24 protein-coding genes are annotated in these 20,953 nt (G+C 70.6%); 16 read left to right on the top strand and 8 right to left on the bottom strand.

The window, feature by feature from the left end; genetic code table 11:
- Positions 1–35: 35 nt before the first annotated feature.
- A complete protein-coding gene (locus tag IF12_RS0117090) occupies positions 36–629 on the bottom strand; it encodes a TetR family transcriptional regulator (RefSeq protein ID WP_030160517.1) in 594 nt (197 codons plus the stop codon).
- 99 nt (positions 630–728) lie between these two features.
- Between IF12_RS0117090 and IF12_RS0117095 the strand changes: the two genes are divergently transcribed.
- Positions 729–1,610 (top strand): SDR family oxidoreductase, encoded by an 882-nt coding sequence (locus tag IF12_RS0117095; RefSeq protein ID WP_051704521.1) that lies wholly within the window; start codon positions 729–731, stop codon positions 1,608–1,610.
- A 5-nt stretch (positions 1,611–1,615) separates the two neighbouring features.
- Here the strand turns inward: IF12_RS0117095 and IF12_RS27300 are convergent, their stop codons facing one another.
- The gene (locus IF12_RS27300) at positions 1,616–1,810 is read right to left on the bottom strand and encodes a hypothetical protein (RefSeq protein ID WP_166659638.1); all 195 of its coding nucleotides are present in this window, start codon (positions 1,808–1,810) and stop codon (positions 1,616–1,618) included.
- Between the two features lie 6 nt (positions 1,811–1,816).
- On the bottom strand, positions 1,817–2,146 hold the full coding sequence (locus IF12_RS24315; protein ID WP_051704522.1) for a hypothetical protein: 330 nt from the start codon (positions 2,144–2,146) through the stop codon (positions 1,817–1,819).
- Positions 2,147–2,649: 503 nt separating this feature from the next.
- Here IF12_RS24315 and IF12_RS0117110 point away from each other — a divergent pair.
- From IF12_RS0117110 to IF12_RS0117125, 4 genes are all read left to right on the top strand, one after another.
- On the top strand, positions 2,650–3,072 hold the full coding sequence (locus IF12_RS0117110) for a hypothetical protein (RefSeq protein WP_133884080.1): 423 nt from the start codon (positions 2,650–2,652) through the stop codon (positions 3,070–3,072).
- Complete coding sequence (locus tag IF12_RS0117115; RefSeq protein ID WP_030160526.1) at positions 3,069–3,497, top strand: DUF6220 domain-containing protein; 429 nt, start codon at positions 3,069–3,071, stop codon at positions 3,495–3,497. The genes IF12_RS0117110 and IF12_RS0117115 overlap by 4 nt, the downstream gene beginning before the upstream one ends.
- 227 nt (positions 3,498–3,724) lie before the next feature.
- Positions 3,725–4,000 carry a hypothetical protein gene (locus tag IF12_RS0117120; protein ID WP_030160528.1) on the top strand — a complete coding sequence of 92 codons (276 nt, stop codon included), beginning with the start codon at positions 3,725–3,727 and terminating at the stop codon, positions 3,998–4,000.
- A 296-nt stretch (positions 4,001–4,296) separates the two neighbouring features.
- Positions 4,297–4,992 carry a hypothetical protein gene (locus tag IF12_RS0117125; protein ID WP_030160530.1) on the top strand — a complete coding sequence of 232 codons (696 nt, stop codon included), beginning with the start codon at positions 4,297–4,299 and terminating at the stop codon, positions 4,990–4,992.
- 302 nt (positions 4,993–5,294) lie between these two features.
- On the opposite strand, the gene IF12_RS0117130 is transcribed toward IF12_RS0117125, so the two are convergent.
- The 3 genes from IF12_RS0117130 to IF12_RS0117140 form a co-directional block, all read right to left on the bottom strand.
- Positions 5,295–6,284 carry a phosphotransferase enzyme family protein gene (locus IF12_RS0117130; protein WP_369807733.1) on the bottom strand — a complete coding sequence of 330 codons (990 nt, stop codon included), beginning with the start codon at positions 6,282–6,284 and terminating at the stop codon, positions 5,295–5,297.
- Positions 6,285–6,360: 76 nt separating this feature from the next.
- Positions 6,361–6,870, bottom strand: a complete 510-nt coding sequence (locus IF12_RS0117135) for a hypothetical protein (protein WP_030160533.1) — start codon at positions 6,868–6,870, stop codon at positions 6,361–6,363.
- 84 nt (positions 6,871–6,954) lie between these two features.
- Positions 6,955–7,941, bottom strand: a complete 987-nt coding sequence (locus IF12_RS0117140) for an aldo/keto reductase (protein WP_030160534.1) — start codon at positions 7,939–7,941, stop codon at positions 6,955–6,957.
- A gap of 108 nt (positions 7,942–8,049) precedes the next feature.
- Between IF12_RS0117140 and IF12_RS0117145 the strand changes: the two genes are divergently transcribed.
- Positions 8,050–8,694 carry a TetR/AcrR family transcriptional regulator gene (locus IF12_RS0117145; RefSeq protein ID WP_030160536.1) on the top strand — a complete coding sequence of 215 codons (645 nt, stop codon included), beginning with the start codon at positions 8,050–8,052 and terminating at the stop codon, positions 8,692–8,694.
- On the top strand, positions 8,691–9,839 hold the full coding sequence (locus IF12_RS0117150) for an acyltransferase family protein (protein ID WP_035749413.1): 1,149 nt from the start codon (positions 8,691–8,693) through the stop codon (positions 9,837–9,839). Before IF12_RS0117145 ends, IF12_RS0117150 begins: the two co-directional genes overlap by 4 nt.
- 19 nt (positions 9,840–9,858) lie before the next feature.
- Here the strand turns inward: IF12_RS0117150 and IF12_RS0117155 are convergent, their stop codons facing one another.
- Positions 9,859–10,767, bottom strand: a complete 909-nt coding sequence (locus IF12_RS0117155; protein ID WP_030160539.1) for a LysR substrate-binding domain-containing protein — start codon at positions 10,765–10,767, stop codon at positions 9,859–9,861.
- A 71-nt stretch (positions 10,768–10,838) separates the two neighbouring features.
- Between IF12_RS0117155 and IF12_RS0117160 the strand changes: the two genes are divergently transcribed.
- The 4 genes from IF12_RS0117160 (at position 10,839) to IF12_RS0117175 (ending at position 13,830) form a co-directional block, all read left to right on the top strand.
- Positions 10,839–11,033 carry a hypothetical protein gene (locus IF12_RS0117160; RefSeq protein ID WP_030160541.1) on the top strand — a complete coding sequence of 65 codons (195 nt, stop codon included), beginning with the start codon at positions 10,839–10,841 and terminating at the stop codon, positions 11,031–11,033.
- A 44-nt stretch (positions 11,034–11,077) separates the two neighbouring features.
- Entirely contained in the window at positions 11,078–11,929 is an 852-nt protein-coding gene (locus IF12_RS0117165) for an arylamine N-acetyltransferase (protein ID WP_030160542.1), read from the top strand.
- Positions 11,930–12,028: 99 nt separating this feature from the next.
- Entirely contained in the window at positions 12,029–12,646 is a 618-nt protein-coding gene (locus tag IF12_RS0117170) for a TetR family transcriptional regulator (RefSeq protein ID WP_051704524.1), read from the top strand.
- The gene (locus IF12_RS0117175) at positions 12,643–13,830 is read left to right on the top strand and encodes an FAD-dependent monooxygenase (protein WP_030160546.1); all 1,188 of its coding nucleotides are present in this window, start codon (positions 12,643–12,645) and stop codon (positions 13,828–13,830) included. Before IF12_RS0117170 ends, IF12_RS0117175 begins: the two co-directional genes overlap by 4 nt.
- Before the next feature lie 22 nt (positions 13,831–13,852).
- On the opposite strand, the gene IF12_RS0117180 is transcribed toward IF12_RS0117175, so the two are convergent.
- Positions 13,853–15,427 (bottom strand): MFS transporter, encoded by a 1,575-nt coding sequence (locus IF12_RS0117180; protein ID WP_051704525.1) that lies wholly within the window; start codon positions 15,425–15,427, stop codon positions 13,853–13,855.
- A gap of 99 nt (positions 15,428–15,526) precedes the next feature.
- Here IF12_RS0117180 and IF12_RS0117185 point away from each other — a divergent pair, with 99 nt between their 5' ends.
- The 5 genes from IF12_RS0117185 (at position 15,527) to IF12_RS0117205 (ending at position 20,869) form a co-directional block, all read left to right on the top strand.
- Positions 15,527–16,114, top strand: coding sequence for a helix-turn-helix domain-containing protein (locus IF12_RS0117185; protein ID WP_030160549.1), 588 nt, complete (start codon positions 15,527–15,529; stop codon positions 16,112–16,114).
- 128 nt (positions 16,115–16,242) lie between these two features.
- Positions 16,243–16,635 carry a MerR family transcriptional regulator gene (locus IF12_RS0117190; RefSeq protein WP_051704526.1) on the top strand — a complete coding sequence of 131 codons (393 nt, stop codon included), beginning with the start codon at positions 16,243–16,245 and terminating at the stop codon, positions 16,633–16,635.
- Positions 16,636–17,006: 371 nt separating this feature from the next.
- Positions 17,007–18,188, top strand: coding sequence for a serine hydrolase (locus tag IF12_RS0117195; protein ID WP_030160552.1), 1,182 nt, complete (start codon positions 17,007–17,009; stop codon positions 18,186–18,188).
- A gap of 58 nt (positions 18,189–18,246) precedes the next feature.
- Positions 18,247–18,657, top strand: a complete 411-nt coding sequence (locus IF12_RS0117200) for a Dabb family protein (RefSeq protein ID WP_030160554.1) — start codon at positions 18,247–18,249, stop codon at positions 18,655–18,657.
- A 58-nt stretch (positions 18,658–18,715) separates the two neighbouring features.
- On the top strand, positions 18,716–20,869 hold the full coding sequence (locus IF12_RS0117205; protein WP_051704527.1) for a GMC oxidoreductase: 2,154 nt from the start codon (positions 18,716–18,718) through the stop codon (positions 20,867–20,869).
- The last annotated feature ends 84 nt before the right edge of the window (positions 20,870–20,953 follow it).

Below are 20,953 nucleotides of genomic sequence, written 5' to 3' on the forward strand. Positions count from 1 at the left end.
ATGCCGCCCGCCGCGCCCCGAGCGCGGCGGGCGGTTCAGCGGAGGGCGACCTCCAGGCCGTGCTGCATGGTCGCGAGCGTGCGGTCGAGCAGGGAGCCGAGCGGCTCGGCGTAGTCCTCGGCGTGCCAGTGCCGCATCGCCGCGAGCATGCCCCCCGCGAAGGCGCCGCAGGCCACGCGGACCTCCAGATCGTCCGGGGAGCGACCGGTGCGCGCGGCGACGAACGCGGCCAGTGTCGGTGTCTCCGTGAAGAAGCGCCTCGCCACCGCGTCCTGCACCGAGGGCACCTCCATGAGGTACTTCGCCCGCCGCCGGTCCACGACCTCGTCCCCGTGCTCGGACAGGAAGCCCATGACCGTCCGGTGCAGCACTTCGGCGAACGGGACCCCCTCGTCCGCCGACGCGATCGGCGCTTCCAGGGCGATCTCGTTGGGGTCGTAGAGGACGATGCCCTCCTTGGTCGCGAAGTAGCGGTACACCGAGCTGGGCGAGACCTCGGCGGCGGCCGCGATCTGCTCGATCGTCACGGCCTCGAAGCCGTGCTCGTCGAACAGCCCCAGCGCGGCGTCCTGGACGCGGCGCATCGCCGCCCGCCGCTTCTGCTCCCGCAAACCCTGCCGTTCTCGCATGTCGGGAGCCTAACAGCTTCAGAAGTGATAGTGACTGTCAATTGAGAGTCAGTGCTGATATCGTGAAAACTGACAGTCACTCTCAGATTGGGGACGTTCATGCAGGACTTCGCGAACCGGCACGTGTTCATCACCGGTGCCGCCCAGGGCATCGGCCTCGGCATCGCCCGCGCCTTCGCCGCCGAGGGCGCGCGCGTCACGCTCGCCGATCTCGACCGCGAACGGCTCGCCGCCGCCGAGGAGGAGGTGGCCGCTTTGGCGGCCGATACGGCCGCGTTCACCCTGGACGTGCGCGACCGGGAGGCCTTCGACGCGGTGGTCGGGGCCGCCGAAGCCCGGCTCGGGCCGATCGAGGTGCTCTGCAACAACGCCGGACTCGGGTCGGCGACCACCTCGATCGCCGACCTCGACTACCGGCAGTGGGACCACGTCCTCGGCGTCAACCTCGGCGGCGTCGTCAACGGCGTCCAGACCGTGCTGCCGCGGATGCTCGCGCGCGGCGGACCGGGCCACATCGTCAACACCGCCTCCGGCGCGGGCCTGGTGGCAACTACGAACTTGACTTACGTGACCAGCAAGTTCGCCGTCGTCGGGCTCACCGAGTCCCTGCGCCTCCAGCCCGAACTGGTGGCGAGCGGCATCGGCGCCAGCGTGCTGTGCCCGGGGTTGGTGCGCACCGAAGTCGTGCGCAACAGCGCCCGCGCCGAGGGGCGCGAGGTGGACGACCTCATCGAGAAAGGCCACGCGCTGCTACAACAGGGCGGGCTCGACCCCGACACCGTCGGCGGGCAGGTCGTCGCGGCCGTGCGCGAGGGGCGGCTCCACATCCACACCGACCGCTATGTGGCGCCGCTCATCGAGCAGCGGATGCGGCTGCAACTCGACGCGCTTCCGCCCGAGACCGACCGCGACCGGCTCCTGGCCGCCCAGCTCCGGGAGCGCCAGCCCACACTCACGCCGCCGATCGCCGGCCGCGAGTGAGCCGCTCAACGCAGCGGCGCGGCGGCCGACATGGCGCGGTCGAGGATCGCCGAAAGCGCCTGCGGCCGAGGGGTCGCCGTCCATGAGGTCAGCGCGGCTTCGACGCAGCCGAGGGCGGCGCCGATCACCGCGACGCCGCGCGGGTCCGACGCGTCGGCGGGGTCGGCGCCGAGGCGCCGCGCGATCTCCGGGCGGAGCAGTTCCTGTCACCGGGAGTTCTTCTCCCGGTGCTGGGCGGCGAGCGTCGGCGTGTTGACGATCAGCCAGGTGAGACGGCGGGTGCGCTCGTCGTGGGCGTTGTACTGCTCGATCAGCGGGTCGAGCGCGTGCCGCGTGGCGGGCCAGGCCGCCTCGTCCGGCGGCCGGGCCGCGAGCGTGTCGCCCAGACACGCGCCGTCGCCGCCGACTTCACCCGGCTGGACGAGGCCGAACGGCTCGCCGACCGGCTCCGGGCCGCGTACCCGCGGATCGACGTGCGCGCCAACAACGCCGGCCGCGTGCTCGGCACCCGCACCAAAACCGTGCGCCAACGCCATTACGGCGCAAGCGGACTCGCGGCGGCCTCCTTCTACCCGGGCAACGTGGCGACGAACTTCGCCTCCGACACCACCAGCCCGATCATGCGCTTCGTCCGCCTTCTCTCCTCCAAACCGCCGATCCGGCGCGTCCTGCTGTCCACTCCGGACGAATGCGCGGACCAGATCGTGGGGCTCGCCGAAGGCGGGCGTGCCGCGCAACGCGCAGGCGCTCTACGCCGAACTCGCTCGCGCCCAGTGGGAACGCTCGGAGGAACTGCTCGAAGGGACGTCTGCCCGAAGCGGCATGACCGGCCTCGGAACGCGGGCCGCTCGCGCGCTCGGCGATGACCTCGTGGGAGGTACGGCAGACGGCGGCCTTACCTCTCGGGGAGTACGCCGATTGACCTCTCCGGGCCGATGCCCGAGAGCCGGGACGGCACCAGACTCGGCCGCATGCAACCGCGAAGAGCCATAGGTCCAGGCGCCGCGACCGCCGCCGCGCGAGACGCGGGGTGTCGGCGGTGAAGCTGTTCTTCCTGGGGTGGACGCGCTTCGTCGTCGCCCTCCTCGTCCTCCAAGTCGGCCTCGCCGGATGGGGCGCGGTCTCGGACGGCGGGGACCGCGTCATGCGCTTCATCGCCCACGTCGGCAACGGCGGCATGCTCATCTTCTGGCTCATGCTGTCGATCGTCTTCGCGCTCATCGCCAGGTCCGGGTGGAGGACCGTGCTCCTGACCGCGTTGTCGGCCTTCATGATCCTGATGCAGGGCGGGTTCGCCTACGGCTTCGGCACCGACGGCGCGAGCGGCGGCGTCGGCATCGCCCTCCACGCGCTCAACGGCCTCGGCATCCTCGTCGTGCAGGTGGTCGTGGCCCGCCGGGCCAAGCAGGCGGTCGACGCGAAACGCGCCCTGCGCGCGGAAGGAAGCGAGGTCCCGGCGTGAACCGCGTCTTCGGCACAATCCTGCGGATCTGGATGATGCTCCTGCTGGCGCTGCTGGTCGTCCAGTTCGCGTTGGCCGGGTTCGGCGTCGGCTTCGGCGGCGCGCTGGAGGAGGGCTTCGAGATGCACTTCCTGAACGGCAACATCCTGCTGTACCTCTACGCGGCCGCGATCGTGCTCGCGCTCGCGGCGCGGGCCGGAGCGAAGATCGTGTGGCTGACCGCCTTGGGGGCCTTCCTCGTGCTGCTCCAGCACGGCATGGCGATCGTCAACGTCCCCGGAACGCTCTGGGGCGAATCGCTGTTCATGGTGCACGCCCTCAACGGGCTGGCCCTGATCTTCCTGGCCTTCCGGACCGGGGTCCTGGTCCGCAACCGCCTTCGGCGGCGGGCCGATCCCGCGCGGGAGCGTTCGAGCGTCGCTTAGGTAGGCCGCCCGTCCTGTGTCGGGTGCGGCGGCGGTCGCGTCGCCCGCGCGGGTCGCCTCCCCCGGGCGTGCTTCGGCTTCCCTGCTCATGGCGTCGATCCCGACCCGTTCCCGCGGCCGGGTGAGCCGCCCGTGCCGAATCCGTGCAGATTCCGTGCGTCCGTACGACACGGTTGGCGGACCTTCCGGGTCTTCCCCCGGGCCGCCCGCGAACGTACGGAGGGACCATGTCCGACGCGGGACTCGCGATCGACACCGCCCCGGTGCGGGACACCCGCGTCCGGCACAAGGCGCTGCCCGCCGAATTCGACGAGGTCCATCGAGACGCCTCTGACGCCGACCCCGAGCCGTGGTTTTGGGGCGCACCGGGACTCGCCTCCGGGATGCGGTTCGAGCTGATCGTGCTCGCACTCCCGGCGGTGGCGCGGGCGATGACGGCGTTTCGGTCCACATTCGAAGGTTCCACGCCGCCGTCGACCCGGATGGCCGAAGCTCCGCGCTGAACCCCTTGCGCCTGAAAGGAACCAATCCCTTGTCCTATTTCCCTCAATCCCCGCAGCCGCCGCAGCGCCCGCACGGTCAAGGCAGTCTGCCGCCCTCGCAGGGTCCGTTCAGTCAGAACCCTTATGGCCAGGGTGTTCACAGCCAGGGCGGGTCGCCGCCTGCGCGGCCTCCGCAGCCGCCGCGTCCTCCGCAAAGTCCTTACGGCCCAGGCGGTCCGCCGCAGTACCAGCCGGGTCAGCCCGGTCAGCAGCACTCGCCGGGTGGGCCGCCTCCCGGCGGGCCGCTGCCTCCAGGGATGTTCCCGCCACCGCAGCCGCAGCAGCCCCGGTCGCGCGGGCCCCTGCTGTTCGGCGTGGCCGCTGCGGCGGCCGTCGTGATCGCGGCGGTGGTCCTGGTGGTCTCGGGGGTCTTCTCGGGCGACGAGGAGCCGACCGCGATCGCGACCGACACCTCCGAGGAGTCCGAGCCGGAGCCGACCACGCAGCCCGAAGAGTCACCGACCGAGGAGGAGCCCGCCTCGGGCGGGGCTTACACGCCAGTGGAGGACATCTGCGCGATCATGGAGCCGATCGTGGCCGGGTACATGACGATCGACGCCGCCGAGACCGAGGTCAGCCAGCTCGGCAGCGCGGTGACGTGCTCCATGGCGGGGGAGTTCGTGGACACCTTCGACCGGCCCTGGATCGACGTGAAGCAGGACATCGAGCCCGACAAGGCCGACCTCGGCCTAGAGGAGTACGGATACCACGAAGGCATCCGTTCCGGCTGCGCGATCGAGGAGGACCCGCTTCCGGACTTCGAGGAGTCGGCGTACTTTCACGGCGACGCCTCCAGCGGCTGCGTCATCCTCGGCCACAGCTACGGGCTGCACGCCGCCGACGGCAACATGTTCCTTTCGGCCAGCGTCTACTTCAGCTCCGAAAGCTCGTCGCTCGGCGGTGAGGAGCAGCTCCTGATCGACCTCATCGAGGCGGTGGCCGCGGCGTCCTGACCGGTACCGAAGGGCCCAAGTCGAGTCCGGCCGCGCGGCTCATCTCGCGGTCGACAGGATCGTCACGGCCGCAAGGGCCGCGACGAGGATCGAGAGTGTCGCCCAGGCCCACCGGTCGGTACCGCTGCCCCGGCCGACTGCGCCAGGCCCACACCGCCAGCAACGCGATCGGGCCGGCGTGGAACACCGGGCCGAGCCAGAATTCAAGGCGCAGCGCGCACCTCATCGGCGAGGCACCCGCCCGGAGGCTGATCCGACGGCCTACCTCGGCGGACTGATCGGAGAAGCCACGGGACCGGCCGTCAAACCGCCTCGGCTGCGGTGATCGCGAGTTCGCGGTGGGATCGCGCCATGGCGGTGAGGTCCGCCCGCAGGTCCGCCATCCACTCGGGTTCGTCGTCGCCGACCGTGCCGAGGGCGTTGTCGATGCGGATGAGCGAGCAGGCCGCGTGCGCGCCGGCGAACAATCGCAGGTCCGCCAGTTCGGTATCGCCGAGTGGACGGACACTGCGGTATCCGGCGATGAACTCGTCGAACGACCGACGGTGCTCCGCCGTGGGAAGTCCGGCCGGACCGATCAGGTCCCTTACCGCATAAGCGATGTCAGCGGCATACCACGAGTGGGCGGCCTCGTCGAAGTCGAACGCGGTCGCCTTTCCCGCGTCCCAGGCCAGGTTGTCGAGTTCGAAATCGCCGTGGACGATTCCGAACTGTGCGCTGTCGCGAGGCAGGCCAGCGATACGGGCGGCCAAGCGCGAGGCGGCCTTTACAAATTCCGGGTCGTGGGCGAACCGGTCGGGGATCGCGGCCAATTCGGTGAACGCCTCGGGCAGTGCGGCATCGATCGCGGCCGTGCTCTCGTGGAGGGCCGCAAGGGCGGCACCCCAGGCGCGGGCGCGGTTCTCGTCCAAGTCCTCGGCGTCGAGCTGCTCGCCGGGCGCGGCCTCGACCACCATGGCGTGCATCGGTCCCAACGCGGTTGGGACCGTTACGGTCAGGGTCCCGGCTCGGGCGGGGACCGGACGCACCACCGCCGCGCCTTCCGTGGCGAGCCGGTCCATCAGCGAACTCATCGCCGCGACCGGCCCGGCGCAGAGGTAGGCGTCGGGCACGAACCGCAAGTAGCGCTTCCCGTCCGGGTCGGGCAGGACGAACACGTGCGCGGCGCTGGAGCGCCACCACTTCGCGGTTCCGGCCGGGTAGCCCCATGCGGCGGCGACCTGGTCGGCGACCGGGCTCTCCCACGCAGGCGTCACGGTCCGCTTCAGGCGATCGATCTCAATCAATGGCATCATCGTCGGTCAGTTTCGCCACATGAGACCACCTGCGCAACTTCATTCCCAATCAGGGTCCGCAGAAGGTCCGGGGTCAGGAAACCGGCGATGCCCGAAAGCCTTGGGAGACATCGGGAACGAACCGCTTGAGGGCGCGAGGGCCCACGTCGATCGTCACCCGGTAGACCACGCTGTTCGCGACGACGACCAGATCGGCCATCCCTCCCAGGTCGAAGACACCCGAGGCGGGGACGTAGACGCGGGTGTCCGCCATCGGGAACTGCGACCAGACGACCGTCGCGTGCGATCGCGGTGCCAGCGGCTCATGATGCGGGGTGACGCCGTCGCGGGGAACGGGCAGCGCCGTGCGCGTACCGTCGGCCGCGACGTAGACCGTGCGCCGTCCTTCGATGCGAACATTGCGGGCGACCTCGCGGAAGCGACTGCCCGGGATGTTGTCGTCGGGAGTGCGGCCGATCGCCCACAGGTCGGTGAGCCTCCGGTCGTCGGGGAGGTAGATGTCGGTCAACCGCCCGCCGACCTCGTCCACGAGGGCGCGCTCGACGGCGGATCGAAAGTCGGGGTGGATGCGGGCTCCGGTCACCCCTCTACTATCGCCGCGATATCCGCGTCCTGCCCGCCCCGCCGCGGAACTTTTCCCACGGCAGGGCGGGCACGAACCGTCTCGTCAGACCGCGAGCAGCGCTTCGATCTCGCCGACCTGCGCCTTGGTGAGCGGCCCCTTCTCAAGGGCCCCGGCGTTGTCCTCGACCTGCGCGACTGTGCGGCAGCCGGGGATCGGGATCGTCGCGTCGCTGACCGCCCACAGCCAGCCCAGGGCGCCCTGAGCGAGGGTGCGGCCATTGCTGGTCAGGATCTCGCGCACCGACTCGATGCGGGTGAGGTCCTCAGGTGAAGGGCGGCCGTCCTTGCCGAACAGGGTCATCCAGCCGACGCCCGAGGCGCGCACGTCCTTCGGACCGACCTGAGTGGACGCGTCGTACTTGCCGGTCAAGAGGCCCATGGCGAGCGGGCCGCGGTTGATCGAGGCGAGGCCGTAGCGCTCGCAGACCTCGAGGACCCCGTGGCGCGAGCCGCGGATGACCGAGAAGTCGTGCTGGATCGCGGCGCAGTGGGCCCCGTCGCGGCCCCAGGCCTCGGCCCGCTCCGGGGAGTCGGTGCTCCAGCCGTAGGCGCGGATCTTGCCTTCGGCGACCAGCTCCTCCAGCGTCCCAAGGAGCTCCGCGGCGCGGTCGATCGCGAGGTTGCCCATGTGGAGCTGGTACAGGTCGATGTAGTCGGTGCCGAGCCGGTCGAGCGAGGCCGTGACCGCTTGGCGCACATACGCGGCGGAGTCGTCGCCGCCGTCGGCGTACTTCGTCTCCTCGTCGAACTTCCAGCCCCACTTGGTGGCGATCGCGACCTGGTCGCGGCGGCCCGCGAGGGCGCGGCCGAGCACGCGCTCACTGTGCCCGGCCCCGTACACGTCGGCCGTGTCGAAGAAGTCGACGCCGAGTTCGAGCGCCCGGTGAACGGTGCGGGTCGACTCGTCGTCGTCGACCTCGCCCCACCCGCTCGGACCGTTGTCGTTGTGGAACGGACCGCCGATGGCCCAGCAGCCCATGCCGATCCCACTGACTTCGATTCCACTGTCTCCAAGATTTCGTCGCATCATGCCCTCGACGCTATGACCTGGAGTGCACTCCAACACAAACCCGCAGTTCAGGACCCATCGGACTCCCGAGTTCGAAACGGGTAACCCGTATCGCGTACAGTTCTGACCATGCGGTCAAATTTTCGTACGAGTGGTCAGTCCGACGACGAACCGACCATCACCGAGGCCGCCCGCAGGGCGCAGATCCTCCAGCACGCGATCGACGTCGTCGCCGATCTCGGCTACGCGGGCGCGTCCCTCAACCGCATCGCCGAACACGCGGGGATAAGCAAGGGGCTCATCTCCTACCACTTCGCGGGGAAGTCCGACCTGCTCAAGGCGATCGTCCAGGAGGTGTACCGACGCGGGATCGGTTTCCTGTACGAGCGCGCCGAAGCGGGGGAGCCCGCGACGGCCGGCGCCGCCCTCAAGTCCTATCTGGAGGGACATCTCGCCTTCATCGGCTCCCATGCCCGCGAGGTGGGAGCAGTGGTGGAGGTCGTCAGGAACCTCCGGGACGCCGAGGGGCGCCTCGTCTACAACAACGCCTGGGACGCGGAGAGCTACGGCGAACTGATGCGGATCTTCGAGGCCGGGCAGGCCTCCGGGGAGTTCCGCGAGTTCGACCCGCGGGTCATGGCGATCTCCGTCCGCCGCGTCATCGACGGCTTCACCTTCCAGGTCATGGGCTTCCCCGACATCGACGTCGCGGCGTTCACCGCCGAAGTCGTCGCCCTGTTCGATCACGCCACCACACCCAGGGAGCGATCATGAACACCACCACCACGACCACCACCCCGACACCACTGGCGACGTCGCCTCCCAAGGCGCGGCTGCACTACCTCGACAACCTCCGCGTCTACCTCACATTCCTCGTCGTCGCCCACCACGTGGCGATCGTCTACGGCAACATCCCTGCCTGGCCCAACTGGGAGGGACCGGCCGACCCGGCCACGGGACTCCCGCTCGACGTGTTCGTCGTGCTCAACCAGCTCTACTTCATGGGCTTCTTCTTCCTGCTGTCCGGGCACTTCACGCCCGGTTCGATCGACCGCCGCGGAAGCCGGTCCTTCGCCCTGGAGCGGCTGCGGCGGCTCGGGATCCCGTTCCTGGCGTTCGTGATCCTGCTCCGCCCGCTCTACACGCTGCCGACTTACCTGGGCCTGGAGGACCGGCCGCCCTACTGGCACTTCTACCTCACCGAGTCGAACAACGGTCCGATGTGGTTCCTCGAGGTGCTGCTGGCGTTCTCGCTGCTGTACGCGTGGTTCCGCTCGCGCCGGCCCGAGACGCCGGAACCGGTGGAGCCGATGCGGTTGCGCGCCTGGCAGATCCTCGCCTTCGCGCTGGCCCTCGCAGTCGTGTCCTATGTGTGGCGCATCGCCGTGCCGCTGGTGATGTACGTGCCGATCCTCGGACTGCCGAGCGCGGCCTACATGCCGCAGTACGCGGCGCTGTTCTTCCTCGGGATCGTCGCCTACCGGCGCGGCTGGCTGCGGACGCTGCCCAAGCGCGCCGGGCTGCTCGGCGTCGCGTTCATCGTCGGGTCCCTCGTGCCGATCGCGTTGGGCGGCTACGCGGTGCTCGATCTCGAGAATCCGCCGCCCGGCAGCGATCTCGCCCACCTGGGCTTCGCGCTGTGCGACTCCATGTTCGCCGTCGGCGCGGTCCTGCTGCTGCTGAGCGTGTTCCAACGCCACTTCAACGGCACGGGACCCGTCAGCCGGTTCCTCTCGGCGAACGCCTTCGCGGTGTTCCTGCTGCACGCCCCGATCATCGTGGGCGTCGTGGCCGTGCTCGAACCCGTCGCACTGACGCCGGTCCTGAAGTTCGCGCTCGGATTCGCTCTCGCGGCCCCGCTCAGTTGGGGCGCCGCCGCGGCGATCCGCAAGATCAAGGCCGTACGCGCGGTGCTGTGACCACCCGGGAGCCCGCGCCCTAAGGACGGGCGCGGGCGGCCTCCTTGCGGATCGCGTCCAGACCGTACGCGATGGCGGGCAGCTCGGCGCTGCCGCGCCGCACCGCGGTGAACAGCGGCCGGGTCGGCACCGGGTGGCCGAGGATCGGCACCCGCACCACGTCGTGCTCGGCCGGGACCGGCACCAGCCGGGAGTACAGGCCCACACCGAAACCGGTGCACACGAGCCCGGACATGCTCGTCCACGAGTCGGCCCGGTGCGCGAGGTCGGGGGTGAATCCGGCCGCCGCGGCGGAGCTGAGGAGCAGCTGATGCTGGTCGAGGCACGCGGGCATGCCGACCCACTCCTCGTCGGCGGTCTCGGCCAGCGTCACGCCCTCGCGCCCGGCCAGCGGGTGGTCGACCGACACCAGCAGGTCCTCGACGTCGTCCACCAGGAAATGCTGCTCGAACCGCGCGTCGCCGGGCTGCGGCGTGGCGTCGTGCGGGGTGACGACGGCGATGTCGGCGTCACCGGATTCGAGCATCCGGAACGCCTCGGCCGCCTCGACCGCGGCCAGACGCAGCCGCACCCCAGGGTGCTCCTCGCGCAGCCGCTTGGCGGCGGGGGCGACGAAGGCCGAGATCGTGCTGGACAGGCCGCACAGCCGCAGATCCCCGATGCGGCCCGCCTCCAGCGCGGCGAGGTCGACCTTGGCCCGTTCCCATTGCGCGTACAGCAGATCGGCGTGTTCGAGGAGCTTCTCCGCGGCCGGGGTGAGCCGGACGCGGCGGCCGTTCGGCTCCAGCAGGCGGATGCCGGTGTCGTGGGCGAGCTGTTTGAGCTGCTGCGAGACGGTGGACGGCGTGAGGTGCAGGGCGAGGGCCGTAGCGGTGACCGTGCCGTGCGACCGCAGGACCCGAAGCGACTGCAACCGGGGATCGATCATTCGGAAACCTCGCAAGATCCGGTGCGAAAACTTTCGTTGTTCCCGAACGATTCTAGGCGAAGACTGGACCCATGAGCAACGAGAAGCACGCCGAGGACCGCTGCCCGCTCTGCGACCTGCGCATGAGCGAGGCCCTGACCGTCGTGTCGCGCCACCGCACCTCGACCGGCACCGTCGTCTACGCCCGCTGCGCATGCGGACGGCTGTCCATGTGGTTCGAGGCGCTCAAGACGATGCCGGCGCAACTGCGCGCCATGGCCTGGTGACGCGGTTCCGGAATACCGGTCGCGGAGCGGACGTTGGCCCGCACATGTGGAACAGCGAGGAACTCGACCTTGACGCCTATCTCGCCCACCTGCGGTACGAGGGCGGCCGCGCCCCCACCCTGGAGACGCTTCGCGCCCTGCAACGCGCGCATGTGCTGACCGTGCGATGGGACACCCTCGACAGCTTCCTGTACCGCGAGGTGCGACTCGACGTGCCCTCCTTGCAGGACAAGCTGATCCGCCGCGGCCGAGGCGGTTACTGCTTCGAGCACGTCGCGCTCTTCGCCGCCGCGCTGGAGAAGCTCGGATTCCACTTCACCGCCGTCTCGGGCAGAGTGCAGCTGGGCGCGGACTCCCGCAGGCCCCGGCCGGCGACGCACGCGATGCTCCTGGTGGAGCTGGAGGGCGCGCGCTGGCTGAGCGACGTCGGCTTCGGCGCCAGTCCGTTGGAGCCCATCGAGCTGGTCGACGGCGCCCGGAGCGACGCGGGGCCCTGGCCGTACCTGTTGCGGTGGCAGGAGATCACCCAAAGATCGCCGGGCTGGGCCGTGCACCAGCTCGGGGAGGGGACCGACGGGCCGGATGGCTGGCAGGTGCGGCAGGTCTTCACCGAGAACCCGCAGTACCCGATCGACTTCGCGGTCGGGAACCACTTCGTCGCCTCGAACGACCGCTCCCCCTTCGTGATCCGCCCGTTCGTCCAGCGGCTGCGCACCGACCGGCACGACTCGCTCGACGCGCTCGCCTGGACGACCGAGTACCCAGACGGCGTCCTGAAGAAGGAGACCGTGCCGCCGCACGAGGTCCCCGAACTCCTCGAAGAGGTCTTCGGCATCCGCACCGACCCCAAGGAAGCCGACCTGCTGGTACGCCGCCTGAAGGACCTGACCGACTAGCGCCGAGACAGACGCCGAGCGGTGTGTTGTGGGATACATGTCGCTGAAATTCATAGGCAGTCACTGCCATTTGTCAGTGACTGCCTATATGCTTTTCGTATGACCGAGCATCGCGGTGAGCCCCTGGGGCTGCGCGCCCGCAAGAAGATCGCCGCGATGGAGCGGATCCAGGACGCGGCCCTCGACCTGTTCGAGGCCCGCGGCTTCGACGCGGTCACCATCGAGGCGGTCGCCGAGGCCGCGGAGGTCTCCCCGCGAACGGTCTACCGCTACTTCGGCACCAAGGAGATGCTCGTCATCTGGGACGAGTTCGACGAGGTCGAACTCTCGCCGCTCGTCGACGCATTCGCGAGCAGCGACCCGATCGACGGGCTGCGGCAAGGGCTCCACCTCGGCTTCGTGAACCTCGAAGGCGAACAGCTCCGCAGGTCCAAGCGCCGCCTGCGCCTCGTCTACGGCGTCCCCGCCGTCGAAGCGACCCTCGCGCTGCACGCGGCCGCCTTCTCGCGCCGCATCGCCGCGCACGTCGCCCCCGTCCACGGCGAACTCAGATCCCACGTCCTCGTCCACGCCCTCGTCGCCGGCATCCTCGGCGCGATGCGGCACTGGACCCTCAACGACTTCAAGGAATCCCCGATCGACCTCCTCGACCAGGCCCTCGACGTGCTCCAGCACGGGACCGGCACCCCGCCCGACGAAAGCGAGCGACACGAATGACCGCGGTAGACAACGTCCTCATCTCTGGAGCGAGCATCGCCGGACCGGCCCTCGCCCACTGGCTCGAACGCCACGGCATCCGCGCCGCCGTGGTCGAGAAGGCCCCGGCCCTGCGCGACGGCGGCTACGCGATCGACCTGCGCGGCAAGGCCATCAACGTGGCCGAGCGGATGGGCATCCTCGACGCGGTCCACGAGAGGACCACCCAGATCGCCCGAATCTCCATGGTGGACGCGGACGGCCGCCGCAAGGCCGGAATCGACCCGGGGGCGACCTCCTCGCCCGACCGCTCCCTGGAGATCCTCAGAGGCGACCTCGTGGACCTGATCCACAAGACGACCACCGGCACCGAATACCGCTTCGGCGACACCATCACCGGACTCGACCAGACCGGCGACGGCGTCCGCGCGACCTTCGCCGAGGCCGACCCGCAGACCTTCGACCTCGTCGTCGGCGCCGACGGCCTCCACTCCAACGTCCGCGGCATCGCCTTCGGCCCCGAAGCGCCCTACCGCCGCTTCCTCAACTCCTACATCAGCATCTTCACGATCCCGAACCACCTCGGACTCGACCGCGAGGTGCGCGCCCACAACACCCCGGGCCGCTTCAGCGCCGTCTACCACTCCCCGCGCGCCGAAGGCGCCAAAGGCCTGCTCCTCCAACGCATCGACGAGGAGTCGGACATCGACCGCCGCCCCCGCGAGGAGCAGATGGCCTACCTGCGCGAGGCCTTCGGCGACATGGGCTGGGAGACCGGCCGCATCCTCGACGAGATGGAGGACGCCCCCGACTTCTACTTCGACTCGGTCACCCAGATCAAAATGGACACCTGGTCCAAGGGCCGGGTCACCCTCCTCGGCGACGCGGGCTACGGACCCTCCCCCATGTCGGGCCAGGGCACGAGCCTCGCGATGGTCGGCGCCTACCTCCTCGCCGAAGCGCTCGCCCAACACGACGACCCCGCGACCGCTTTGGCCGCCTACGAGACCCGTATGCGCCCGTACGCGGTCGCCAACCAGGCCATCGCCGACCCGGGCCTGGCCTTCCTGGCCCCGCGCACGGCGTTCGGCATCGGCGCCCGCAACCTCCTGCTGAAGGCCGGGCCGCTGCTCTCGGCGCTCGGCAGGTTCGACACCAAGCTCCTCAAGGCCTCCGAAGCGGTCGACCTCGACGCGGGCAAGTGATCGCCTTGAGCACCTGGGCGATTCAGGCCTGTTTCCCGACAGCATCCACTTTGGTGTCCTCGTCTGCGGGCGTGCTCACCGGTCCTCTCAGGACGATGAAGAGCACGAGCGCCGCCATGACGGCCACGCCGACCCACATGGCCTGCTGCCATCCGGCGATGAACGCCTCCCTTGCGGCGGTGAGGATTTGCTCGCCGTGCCCGTCCGCGTGCCGACTGGCGGCGGTGGCGTTCGCGATGCCCTCGCTCGCGGTCGCGGCGAGGTCGGCCGGCACCCCGTCGAGACGGTCGCCGATGGCGTTCCTGTAACCGGCCACGAGCAGTCCGCCGAGCAGGGCGATGCCGAGGGCGGCGCCGAGCTCCCTGGTGAGGTCGTTGAGCGCGGAGGCCACGCCCTGCTGCTCCCGCGGCAGTGAGGAGGTGATCGCCTCGGTCGAGGGCGTCATCGCCAGTCCCGCCCCCAGCCCCATGGCGATGAGACCCGGCAGGACGCTGCGATAGCCGCCCGAGACCGAGACGAGCGAAGCCATCAGCGCGAGCCCGCCGCCGGCGACGACCAGTCCGGTGACCATCGCCGCCCGCACGCCGACCCGCGCGGCCAGGCGGGGGGCGAGGCCGGAGGCGAGCATCATCAGCAGCGCCATGGGCATCAGGCCGAGGGTGGCGAGCAGGCCGCTCCAACCGAGCACGACCTGGAAGAACGGGTACAGGACCAGCGAGACCCCGCCCTGCACGCCGAACAGGACCAGCAGCAGCGTGGTGCCGCTGGAGAGCCCGCGGGTGCGGAAGTGCCCGAGGTCCAGCAGCGGGAACGGCGCGCGCAGCTCCCGCACGATGAACGCGGCCGTCGCGATCACGGCGACCGCGAGCGTGAGGACGATGACGGGGTCGCCCCAGCCGAGCGCGGGCGCCTCGTGCAGCGCGTAGGTGAACCCGACGGCCGCGACGACCGAGGTCAGCGCGCCGACGGCGTCGAACCGGCCGGGCGCGGCCTCGCGGGAGTTCGGGACGGCGCGGACGCCGATCAGGACTGAGGCGAGCGTGAGGGCGATCGGCAGGGCGAACAGCCACCGCCAGGACGCCACGTCCACCAGCAGCGCGGACAGGTACATGCCGAGGATGCCCCCGCCGCCGGCGACCGCGGTCCACATGCCGATCGCCTTCGAGCGCTCCTCGCCGGGGAAGGACGAGGTGATGACCGAGAGCGTGACGGGCATGATCATGGCCGCGCCGACCCCGCTGAGTAGGCGCGCGCCGAGCATCAGCTCCGCGGTCTGCGCTGCCGCGGCGGCGAGGTTGGCGACCCCGAACACCGCCAGACCGGCGATCAGGACGGGCTTGCGCCCCCAGCGGTCGCCCGCCGCGCCCAAGGGGAGCAGCAGGGCCGCGAGGGTGAGGGTGTAGGTGTTGATGATCCACAGCACCTGCCCCTGGGAGGCGTCGAAGGTCGCGGCCAACTGCGGTTGGGCGACGTTCAGCCCGGAGACGGACGCGACGACGGCCATCAGCGCGACGCACACGGCCCACAGGATCGCCCGGCGGCGGCGCGGATCGGCGATCACGGATTCGTCCTCGGCGGAGACGGCGGTGGAAGACATGGCTCTGGGGTCCTTTCGTGGAGCTCGTGGGGCCTGCACCAGGATCACCGGAGCTCGTCAAAGTGGCAAACATTCTTGCCGAATGGCAATATCGGAGATGTGAACACTGCGAACGAAGCGACTCTCGACGCCGTCGGCCCCCGGCTCAAGCACCTGCGGCTGCGGCGCGACATCACCTTGACCGACCTCGCCGCGGCGACCGGGATCTCCGCGAGCACCCTGTCCCGCCTGGAGGCCGGGCTGCGCCGGCCGACCCTGGAGCAGCTCCTGCCGCTGGCCCGCTACCACGGCGTCACCATCGACTCCCTCGTCGACGCCCCGCGCACCGCCGACCCCCGCGTGGATCTGCGGCCCCTGTCCTGCGACGACGGGTCGATCATCATCCCGCTCACCCGCCGGCCGGGCGGCATCCAGGCGTACAAGTTCGTCATCCCCGCCGGACGCGACGACGCCCTCCCCGATCTGCGCTCGCACGAGGGGTACGACTGGGCCTACGTCCTCAACGGGACCCTGCGGCTGGTCCTCGGCGACCAGGACCTCCGGCTCCGCGCCGGCGAGGCGGCGGAGTTCGACACCCGCACGCCGCACTGGTTCGGGGCCACCGCCTCGGGGCCCGTCGAATACCTCAGTCTCGTAGGGCGGCGAGGCGAACGCGCCCACATCCGCGTCTCCACCGGCCCTCGGTGACGACGAAGTCCGAAGCGGCATAGGGTCGCGGCGGTGCCGAACGATCGGAGAGGGCCCAGGGGCAGAGGCGATATGCTGAACGCTCATGTCCAGGTAAGGCCCGCGACGCGGTTCGCGAAGGGGAGAGCATGCGCATCGGAGAACTGGCGAAACGGACCGGCGTCACCGTCCGCGCCCTGCGCTACTACGAGGAGCAGGGACTGCTCGCCCCCACGCGCAGCGCGAGCGGTCAACGGCACTATCCCGAGGACGCGGTCAGGCGGATCGAGAAGCTGCAACTGTGCTACGGGGCGGGCATGTCCAGCCGCACCATCTTCGAGCTCATGCCGTGCCTCGACTCGCCCAGCCCGGAGCGGGCGCAGGACGCGGTGCGGCGCTTGGAATCCGAGTACACCCGCATCCTCGGGTCCATTAAGGACTTGGACATCATCCGGCAGCGGTTCGAGGACGTGCTGGCGACCACCCGTGGCCACGCCGGGGAAGGCCCGCTGCCGGTGGAGGACTCCCGGCAATCGGGATGAACTGACTCCCCGAACGCCACTGGTGCCGCGTGCCGAGGGCGAATTTTGGGCCGCTTCGCATCGGCGCGGGCCCGCCCAGATCCCGCTCGACATCACACCGGCCCGACGGTGACGGTGCGTCATTCACCAAGGGCCCCTTGTGCATCACGCGCGTGAACCGTGCCACATCGCTTGCCCCTCACGCTGACGTGAGGTTTTAACGTAGGGCTGCCGATCAGGTTCCGGAACCACTTCCGACCGCTCGCGGCCGTCCGGTTTGCCATTTGGCAAGGATATTTGCTCCTGCCGTGAGGTCGGGTCGATCGTGGTCCGGGCGGCCCGAGCGGCCCCTGGCGGCGCAGACCCGCCCCGCCGAAGACAGGAGGACTCAGATGATCGACGCGCTCACGTCAGCGGCCGATGCGGTGATCCACCGGACCGTCGCCTCCGCACCGGGCGTGCCGGGCGTCGTCGCGGGCATCACCGACAAGGACCGGACGGTGTACCTGCGCGCGGCGGGAGTCCGCCGCAGCGGCGGACCGGAGCCGCTCGGCGTCGAATCGCCGGTCGCGATGATGTCCACGACGAAGGCGGTCACGGCGACCGCCGCGCTCCAACTGGTGGAACGCGGCCGCCTCGACCTCGACGCCCCGGCCCGGAGATACGCCTCGGACATCGGTGTGCTGCAAGTGCTCACCGGCTTCGACGAGGACGGCGAGCCGGTGCTCCGCCCGCCCGCCGCCGACATCACCACGCGCCAACTGCTCACGCACACGGCCGGACTGGGCTACGAGTTCTTCAACGCCGACTACGCCCGTCTCGTCTACGAGCAGCGCCAGCCCTCCATCAACAGCTGCACTCGCGCGGCCCTGCGCACGCCGCTGTCGTTCGACCCCGGAACCCGATGGGAGTACGGGTCCAATGTCGACTGGGTCGGCCAGGTCATCGAAGGCGTCACCGGAGAGCGCCTCGGCGAGGTGCTCTCCCGCGAGGTCTTCCAGCCCTTGGGCATCACCACGATGTCGTTCACTCTGGACGAGGCGCGCCAGCGAAAACTCGCCGACATGCATCTGCGCACCCCCGACGGCGGCATCGCGCCGCTGGACACCGGACCGCCGCCCCCGCCCGAGATCGACGCCGGAGGGCACGGACTCTACGGCACCGTGGGCGACTACCTCGCCTTCATCCGCATGTGGCTCAACGACGGCATGGGCGACCGCGGCCGCGTGCTGCGACCGGAGACGGTGCGCGAGGCGGTTCGCCCGCACCTGCCTGACGGCGTGAAGGTCACCGCGCTCCGCAGCGCGATCCCCTGGGTCTCCAACGACGTCGAGTTCTTCCCCGGCATCGGCAAGTCCTGGTCACTGGCGTTCATGGTCAACGAGGAGACCGCGCCCACCGGACGATCCGCGGGCGCCCAGGGCTGGGCGGGACTGGCGAACCTCTACTACTGGATCGACCGGGAGCAGGGCATCGGCGGCTACTGGGCCACCCAACTGCTGCCGTTCATGGACGCCGCGTCCTACGGCGGCTACCTCGAATTCGAACGAGTCGCCTACGACCACATGACCTGAACACCCTGAGTCCACTTCAGGGCAATCGGATCGACGCACACCCAAGGAAGGAACACCCATGATCTACCACTGCATCCGCTTCACCATCCGACCCGAGGTCCCCGAGGAGGTCGTGAACGCGGTCGTCGCGGGCATGACCGGGCAGGTCGACGCGAACGACACCGGCCTGTTCGGCCGCGACTTCGGCGGCGACTACGAGTACGGCGCCGTCAACGCGGTGAAGGACCTGGACGAGTACGAGGCGATGATGAACGCCCCGGAGCACCTCGAGATCGACCGGGCCGGGCTCCCGCTCATCGCCAGGTTCGCCTCGTTCGACATCTCCGACGACCCGGACCCGGAACTGGCGGCGAAGATCGCCGCGATCCACCAGCGCCGCTTCGACGCCCACCCCGACCTCGTCGAGCTCATCGACGGCCTCGACGAGTACCTCGGCAGTGCCGCCCCCGGCAGGCACGCGAAGCCCTGACCGACCGCGGGGGTGCCCGCCGCCGCGGACACCCCCAGGCCCCCTTAAGGAAACGTCCATGACGGATCAATTCGACGCCGACGCGGTCATCGTCGGCAGCGGGTTCGGCGGCGCGGTCGCCGCGGCCCGCCTCGCCCAAGCGGGCTTCTCGGTCATCGTCCTCGAACGCGGCCGACGCTGGAACCCCGGCGAGTTCCCCCGGCGGCCGCGCCTCGACGACGGCTGGCTCTGGGAGGTCGACCGCGGCCTGTTCGACATCCGCTGGCTCGACACCATGGGCAGCGTCCAGGCGGCCGGCTGGGGAGGCGGGTCGCTGGCGTACGCGAACGTCTTCGCCCGCCCTTTCGAAGGGGCGCAGGACGAGCGCTGGCCCGCGCACCTGCGGCGCGGGCGGCTCGACCCGTACTACGACCTGGCCGCGCACATGATGGGCGTCGCCCCGGTGGGCGAGGACCCGCGCGACGGGAGGCCGCCGCCGCGCACCGAGCTCATGGAGCGGCTCCTGGCGGGCACGGACAAGTCCGAGGCGACCGTGCGGCCGAACCTGGCGGTGACCTTCGGCGACCCGGACACGTGGCGCACGAACCTCCACGGGGCCGAGCGCCGCGGGTGCGCCTTCGTCGGCGAATGCGTCATCGGCTGCAACCACGGCGCCAAGAACACCCTCGACCACACCTATCTCGCCGCCGCCGAGCGCGCCGGGGCCGAGGCGGTCACCGACGCGCAGGTCGACCGCGTCGAACCCTGGGGGAGCGGCTACCGCGTGTCCGCCTCGACCCCTTCCGATCCCGAAGCCGCGCATCGCACCTGGACCGCGCCGCGGGTGGTCCTCGCCGCCGGGGCGGTCGCCACCAACGAACTGCTGCTGCGGTCCCGCGATCTCCACCGGACCCTCCCCGGCCTCTCGGATGCGCTCGGCCGCGGTTTCTCGGGCAACGGCGACTTCCTCACCTTCGCCGAGCTCCGCGGCGAGCGCGAGGACATGACGACCGGCCCGACCATCACCACCAGCACCGTCCTGGACGTGCCCGAAGGCGGGCGGCCGGTGTGGTACCAGGTGCAGGACGGCGCGTTCCCGCCGCCGCTGCACGCCCTGCTCGACGCGCTGCTGCCGGCGCGGCGCGTCCGCGGATGGTGGCGGCGGCGCGTGCGCAGGACCAGGCCGCGCCAGCGGTTCACGGTGCTCGCGATGGGCTACGACTCTGGGCAGGGGCGGCTGCGCCTGGACGGCAAGGGCCGCGCGACCCTCGCGTGGCGCAACCGGTGGCAGCGCCGGCTCTACCGGTCGCAGGTGCGCGTGGGGCCCGCGGTCGCGAAGCTCCTGGACGCGCGCCTGTACAACCCCTTCACCTGGTCGGTCATGCGCCGCACCGTGACCGTCCACGCGCTGGGCGGCGTGCGCCCCGGGCCCGACGCCGCCGCAGCGGTGGTCGACGAGGCCGGGGAGGTGCACGGCTACCCCGGTCTGTACATCATGGACGGCTCGGTCCTCCCGGCCGCGACCGGCGTCAACCCCTCCGCCACCATCCTCGCCACCGCCGAGCAGGCGATCGAGACCGTCATCCGCCGCTCCGGGCGGCCCGGTTGGCGCGCACCGGAATGGGACTCGGTGACCGCCGCCGAGGTGCCCGAGGACGCCGCGTCCCGGTCGCAGTCCCGGCTGCGCATCGCCACCGAAGGGGACGGCGTGGTGTTCCGGGAGCGGATGGCCACGCGCCGCCGCGCACCCGTGAGCGTCGTGCTGAAACTGGAGGCGACGATTCCGGGCATGGACCCGTTCCTCGCCGACGAGGCGCACACCGTGCTCATGCGCGGCCGGATCGACGTCGAAGGACTCGCCACGCGCGCCGAGGTCTCGGGGACGCTCTCCCTGTTCCCCAGGGGCCGTTCGGAGGCGATGTCGTACGCGCTGGGCTTCGAGGACGACGAAGGCAGGTCGTGGCGGCTCACCGGCGCCAAGACCGTGCGGTCCCGCAACCCGGTCGCACTGCTGACGGGGTTGACGAACCTCCGCTCCGAGATCACGCCGGTGGACGCCGGAACCGTTGAGCGCCAACGGTTCACGGTCGTCATCGGCGCGATCGACCTGCTGCGGCTGGGCATGTCGATCTCGGGCCAGGGATTCACCTTCGCCCGCCGAACGCGCGCGGCCGCACGGTTCGCGGCCTTCTTCGCGGACGCCGCGCTGCGGCGACCGGCCGCGCGCCGCTGACCTCGCACCAACCGAATCTCGTTGGGCGCGTGAGCGTCCGCGAGGCTGACGACTCGGCCTCGGAACCGCTACGACCGGAGAGAC

Origin of the sequence: Glycomyces sp. NRRL B-16210, assembly GCF_000719515.1 — a bacterium.
GTDB lineage: Bacteria > Actinomycetota > Actinomycetes > Mycobacteriales > Micromonosporaceae > Glycomyces.

Excerpts from the sequence above, each read along its gene's own strand:
- IF12_RS0117090 (WP_030160517.1), bottom strand. The coding sequence starts at position 629 with ATGCGAGAACGGCAGGGTTTGCGGGAGCAGAAGCGGCGGGCGGCGATG.
- IF12_RS0117095 (WP_051704521.1), top strand. The coding sequence starts at position 729 with ATGCAGGACTTCGCGAACCGGCACGTGTTCATCACCGGTGCCGCCCAG.
- IF12_RS24315 (WP_051704522.1), bottom strand. The coding sequence starts at position 2,146 with ATGGCGTTGGCGCACGGTTTTGGTGCGGGTGCCGAGCACGCGGCCGGC.
- IF12_RS0117120 (WP_030160528.1), top strand. The coding sequence starts at position 3,725 with ATGTCCGACGCGGGACTCGCGATCGACACCGCCCCGGTGCGGGACACC.
- IF12_RS0117125 (WP_030160530.1), top strand. The coding sequence starts at position 4,297 with ATGTTCCCGCCACCGCAGCCGCAGCAGCCCCGGTCGCGCGGGCCCCTG.
- IF12_RS0117130 (WP_369807733.1), bottom strand. The coding sequence starts at position 6,284 with ATGCCATTGATTGAGATCGATCGCCTGAAGCGGACCGTGACGCCTGCG.
- IF12_RS0117140 (WP_030160534.1), bottom strand. The coding sequence starts at position 7,941 with ATGATGCGACGAAATCTTGGAGACAGTGGAATCGAAGTCAGTGGGATC.
- IF12_RS0117145 (WP_030160536.1), top strand. The coding sequence starts at position 8,050 with ATGCGGTCAAATTTTCGTACGAGTGGTCAGTCCGACGACGAACCGACC.
- IF12_RS0117150 (WP_035749413.1), top strand. The coding sequence starts at position 8,691 with ATGAACACCACCACCACGACCACCACCCCGACACCACTGGCGACGTCG.
- IF12_RS0117155 (WP_030160539.1), bottom strand. The coding sequence starts at position 10,767 with ATGATCGATCCCCGGTTGCAGTCGCTTCGGGTCCTGCGGTCGCACGGC.
- IF12_RS0117160 (WP_030160541.1), top strand. The coding sequence starts at position 10,839 with ATGAGCAACGAGAAGCACGCCGAGGACCGCTGCCCGCTCTGCGACCTG.
- IF12_RS0117165 (WP_030160542.1), top strand. The coding sequence starts at position 11,078 with ATGTGGAACAGCGAGGAACTCGACCTTGACGCCTATCTCGCCCACCTG.
- IF12_RS0117170 (WP_051704524.1), top strand. The coding sequence starts at position 12,029 with ATGACCGAGCATCGCGGTGAGCCCCTGGGGCTGCGCGCCCGCAAGAAG.
- IF12_RS0117175 (WP_030160546.1), top strand. The coding sequence starts at position 12,643 with ATGACCGCGGTAGACAACGTCCTCATCTCTGGAGCGAGCATCGCCGGA.
- IF12_RS0117180 (WP_051704525.1), bottom strand. The coding sequence starts at position 15,427 with ATGTCTTCCACCGCCGTCTCCGCCGAGGACGAATCCGTGATCGCCGAT.
- IF12_RS0117190 (WP_051704526.1), top strand. The coding sequence starts at position 16,243 with ATGCGCATCGGAGAACTGGCGAAACGGACCGGCGTCACCGTCCGCGCC.
- IF12_RS0117195 (WP_030160552.1), top strand. The coding sequence starts at position 17,007 with ATGATCGACGCGCTCACGTCAGCGGCCGATGCGGTGATCCACCGGACC.
- IF12_RS0117200 (WP_030160554.1), top strand. The coding sequence starts at position 18,247 with ATGATCTACCACTGCATCCGCTTCACCATCCGACCCGAGGTCCCCGAG.
- IF12_RS0117205 (WP_051704527.1), top strand. The coding sequence starts at position 18,716 with ATGACGGATCAATTCGACGCCGACGCGGTCATCGTCGGCAGCGGGTTC.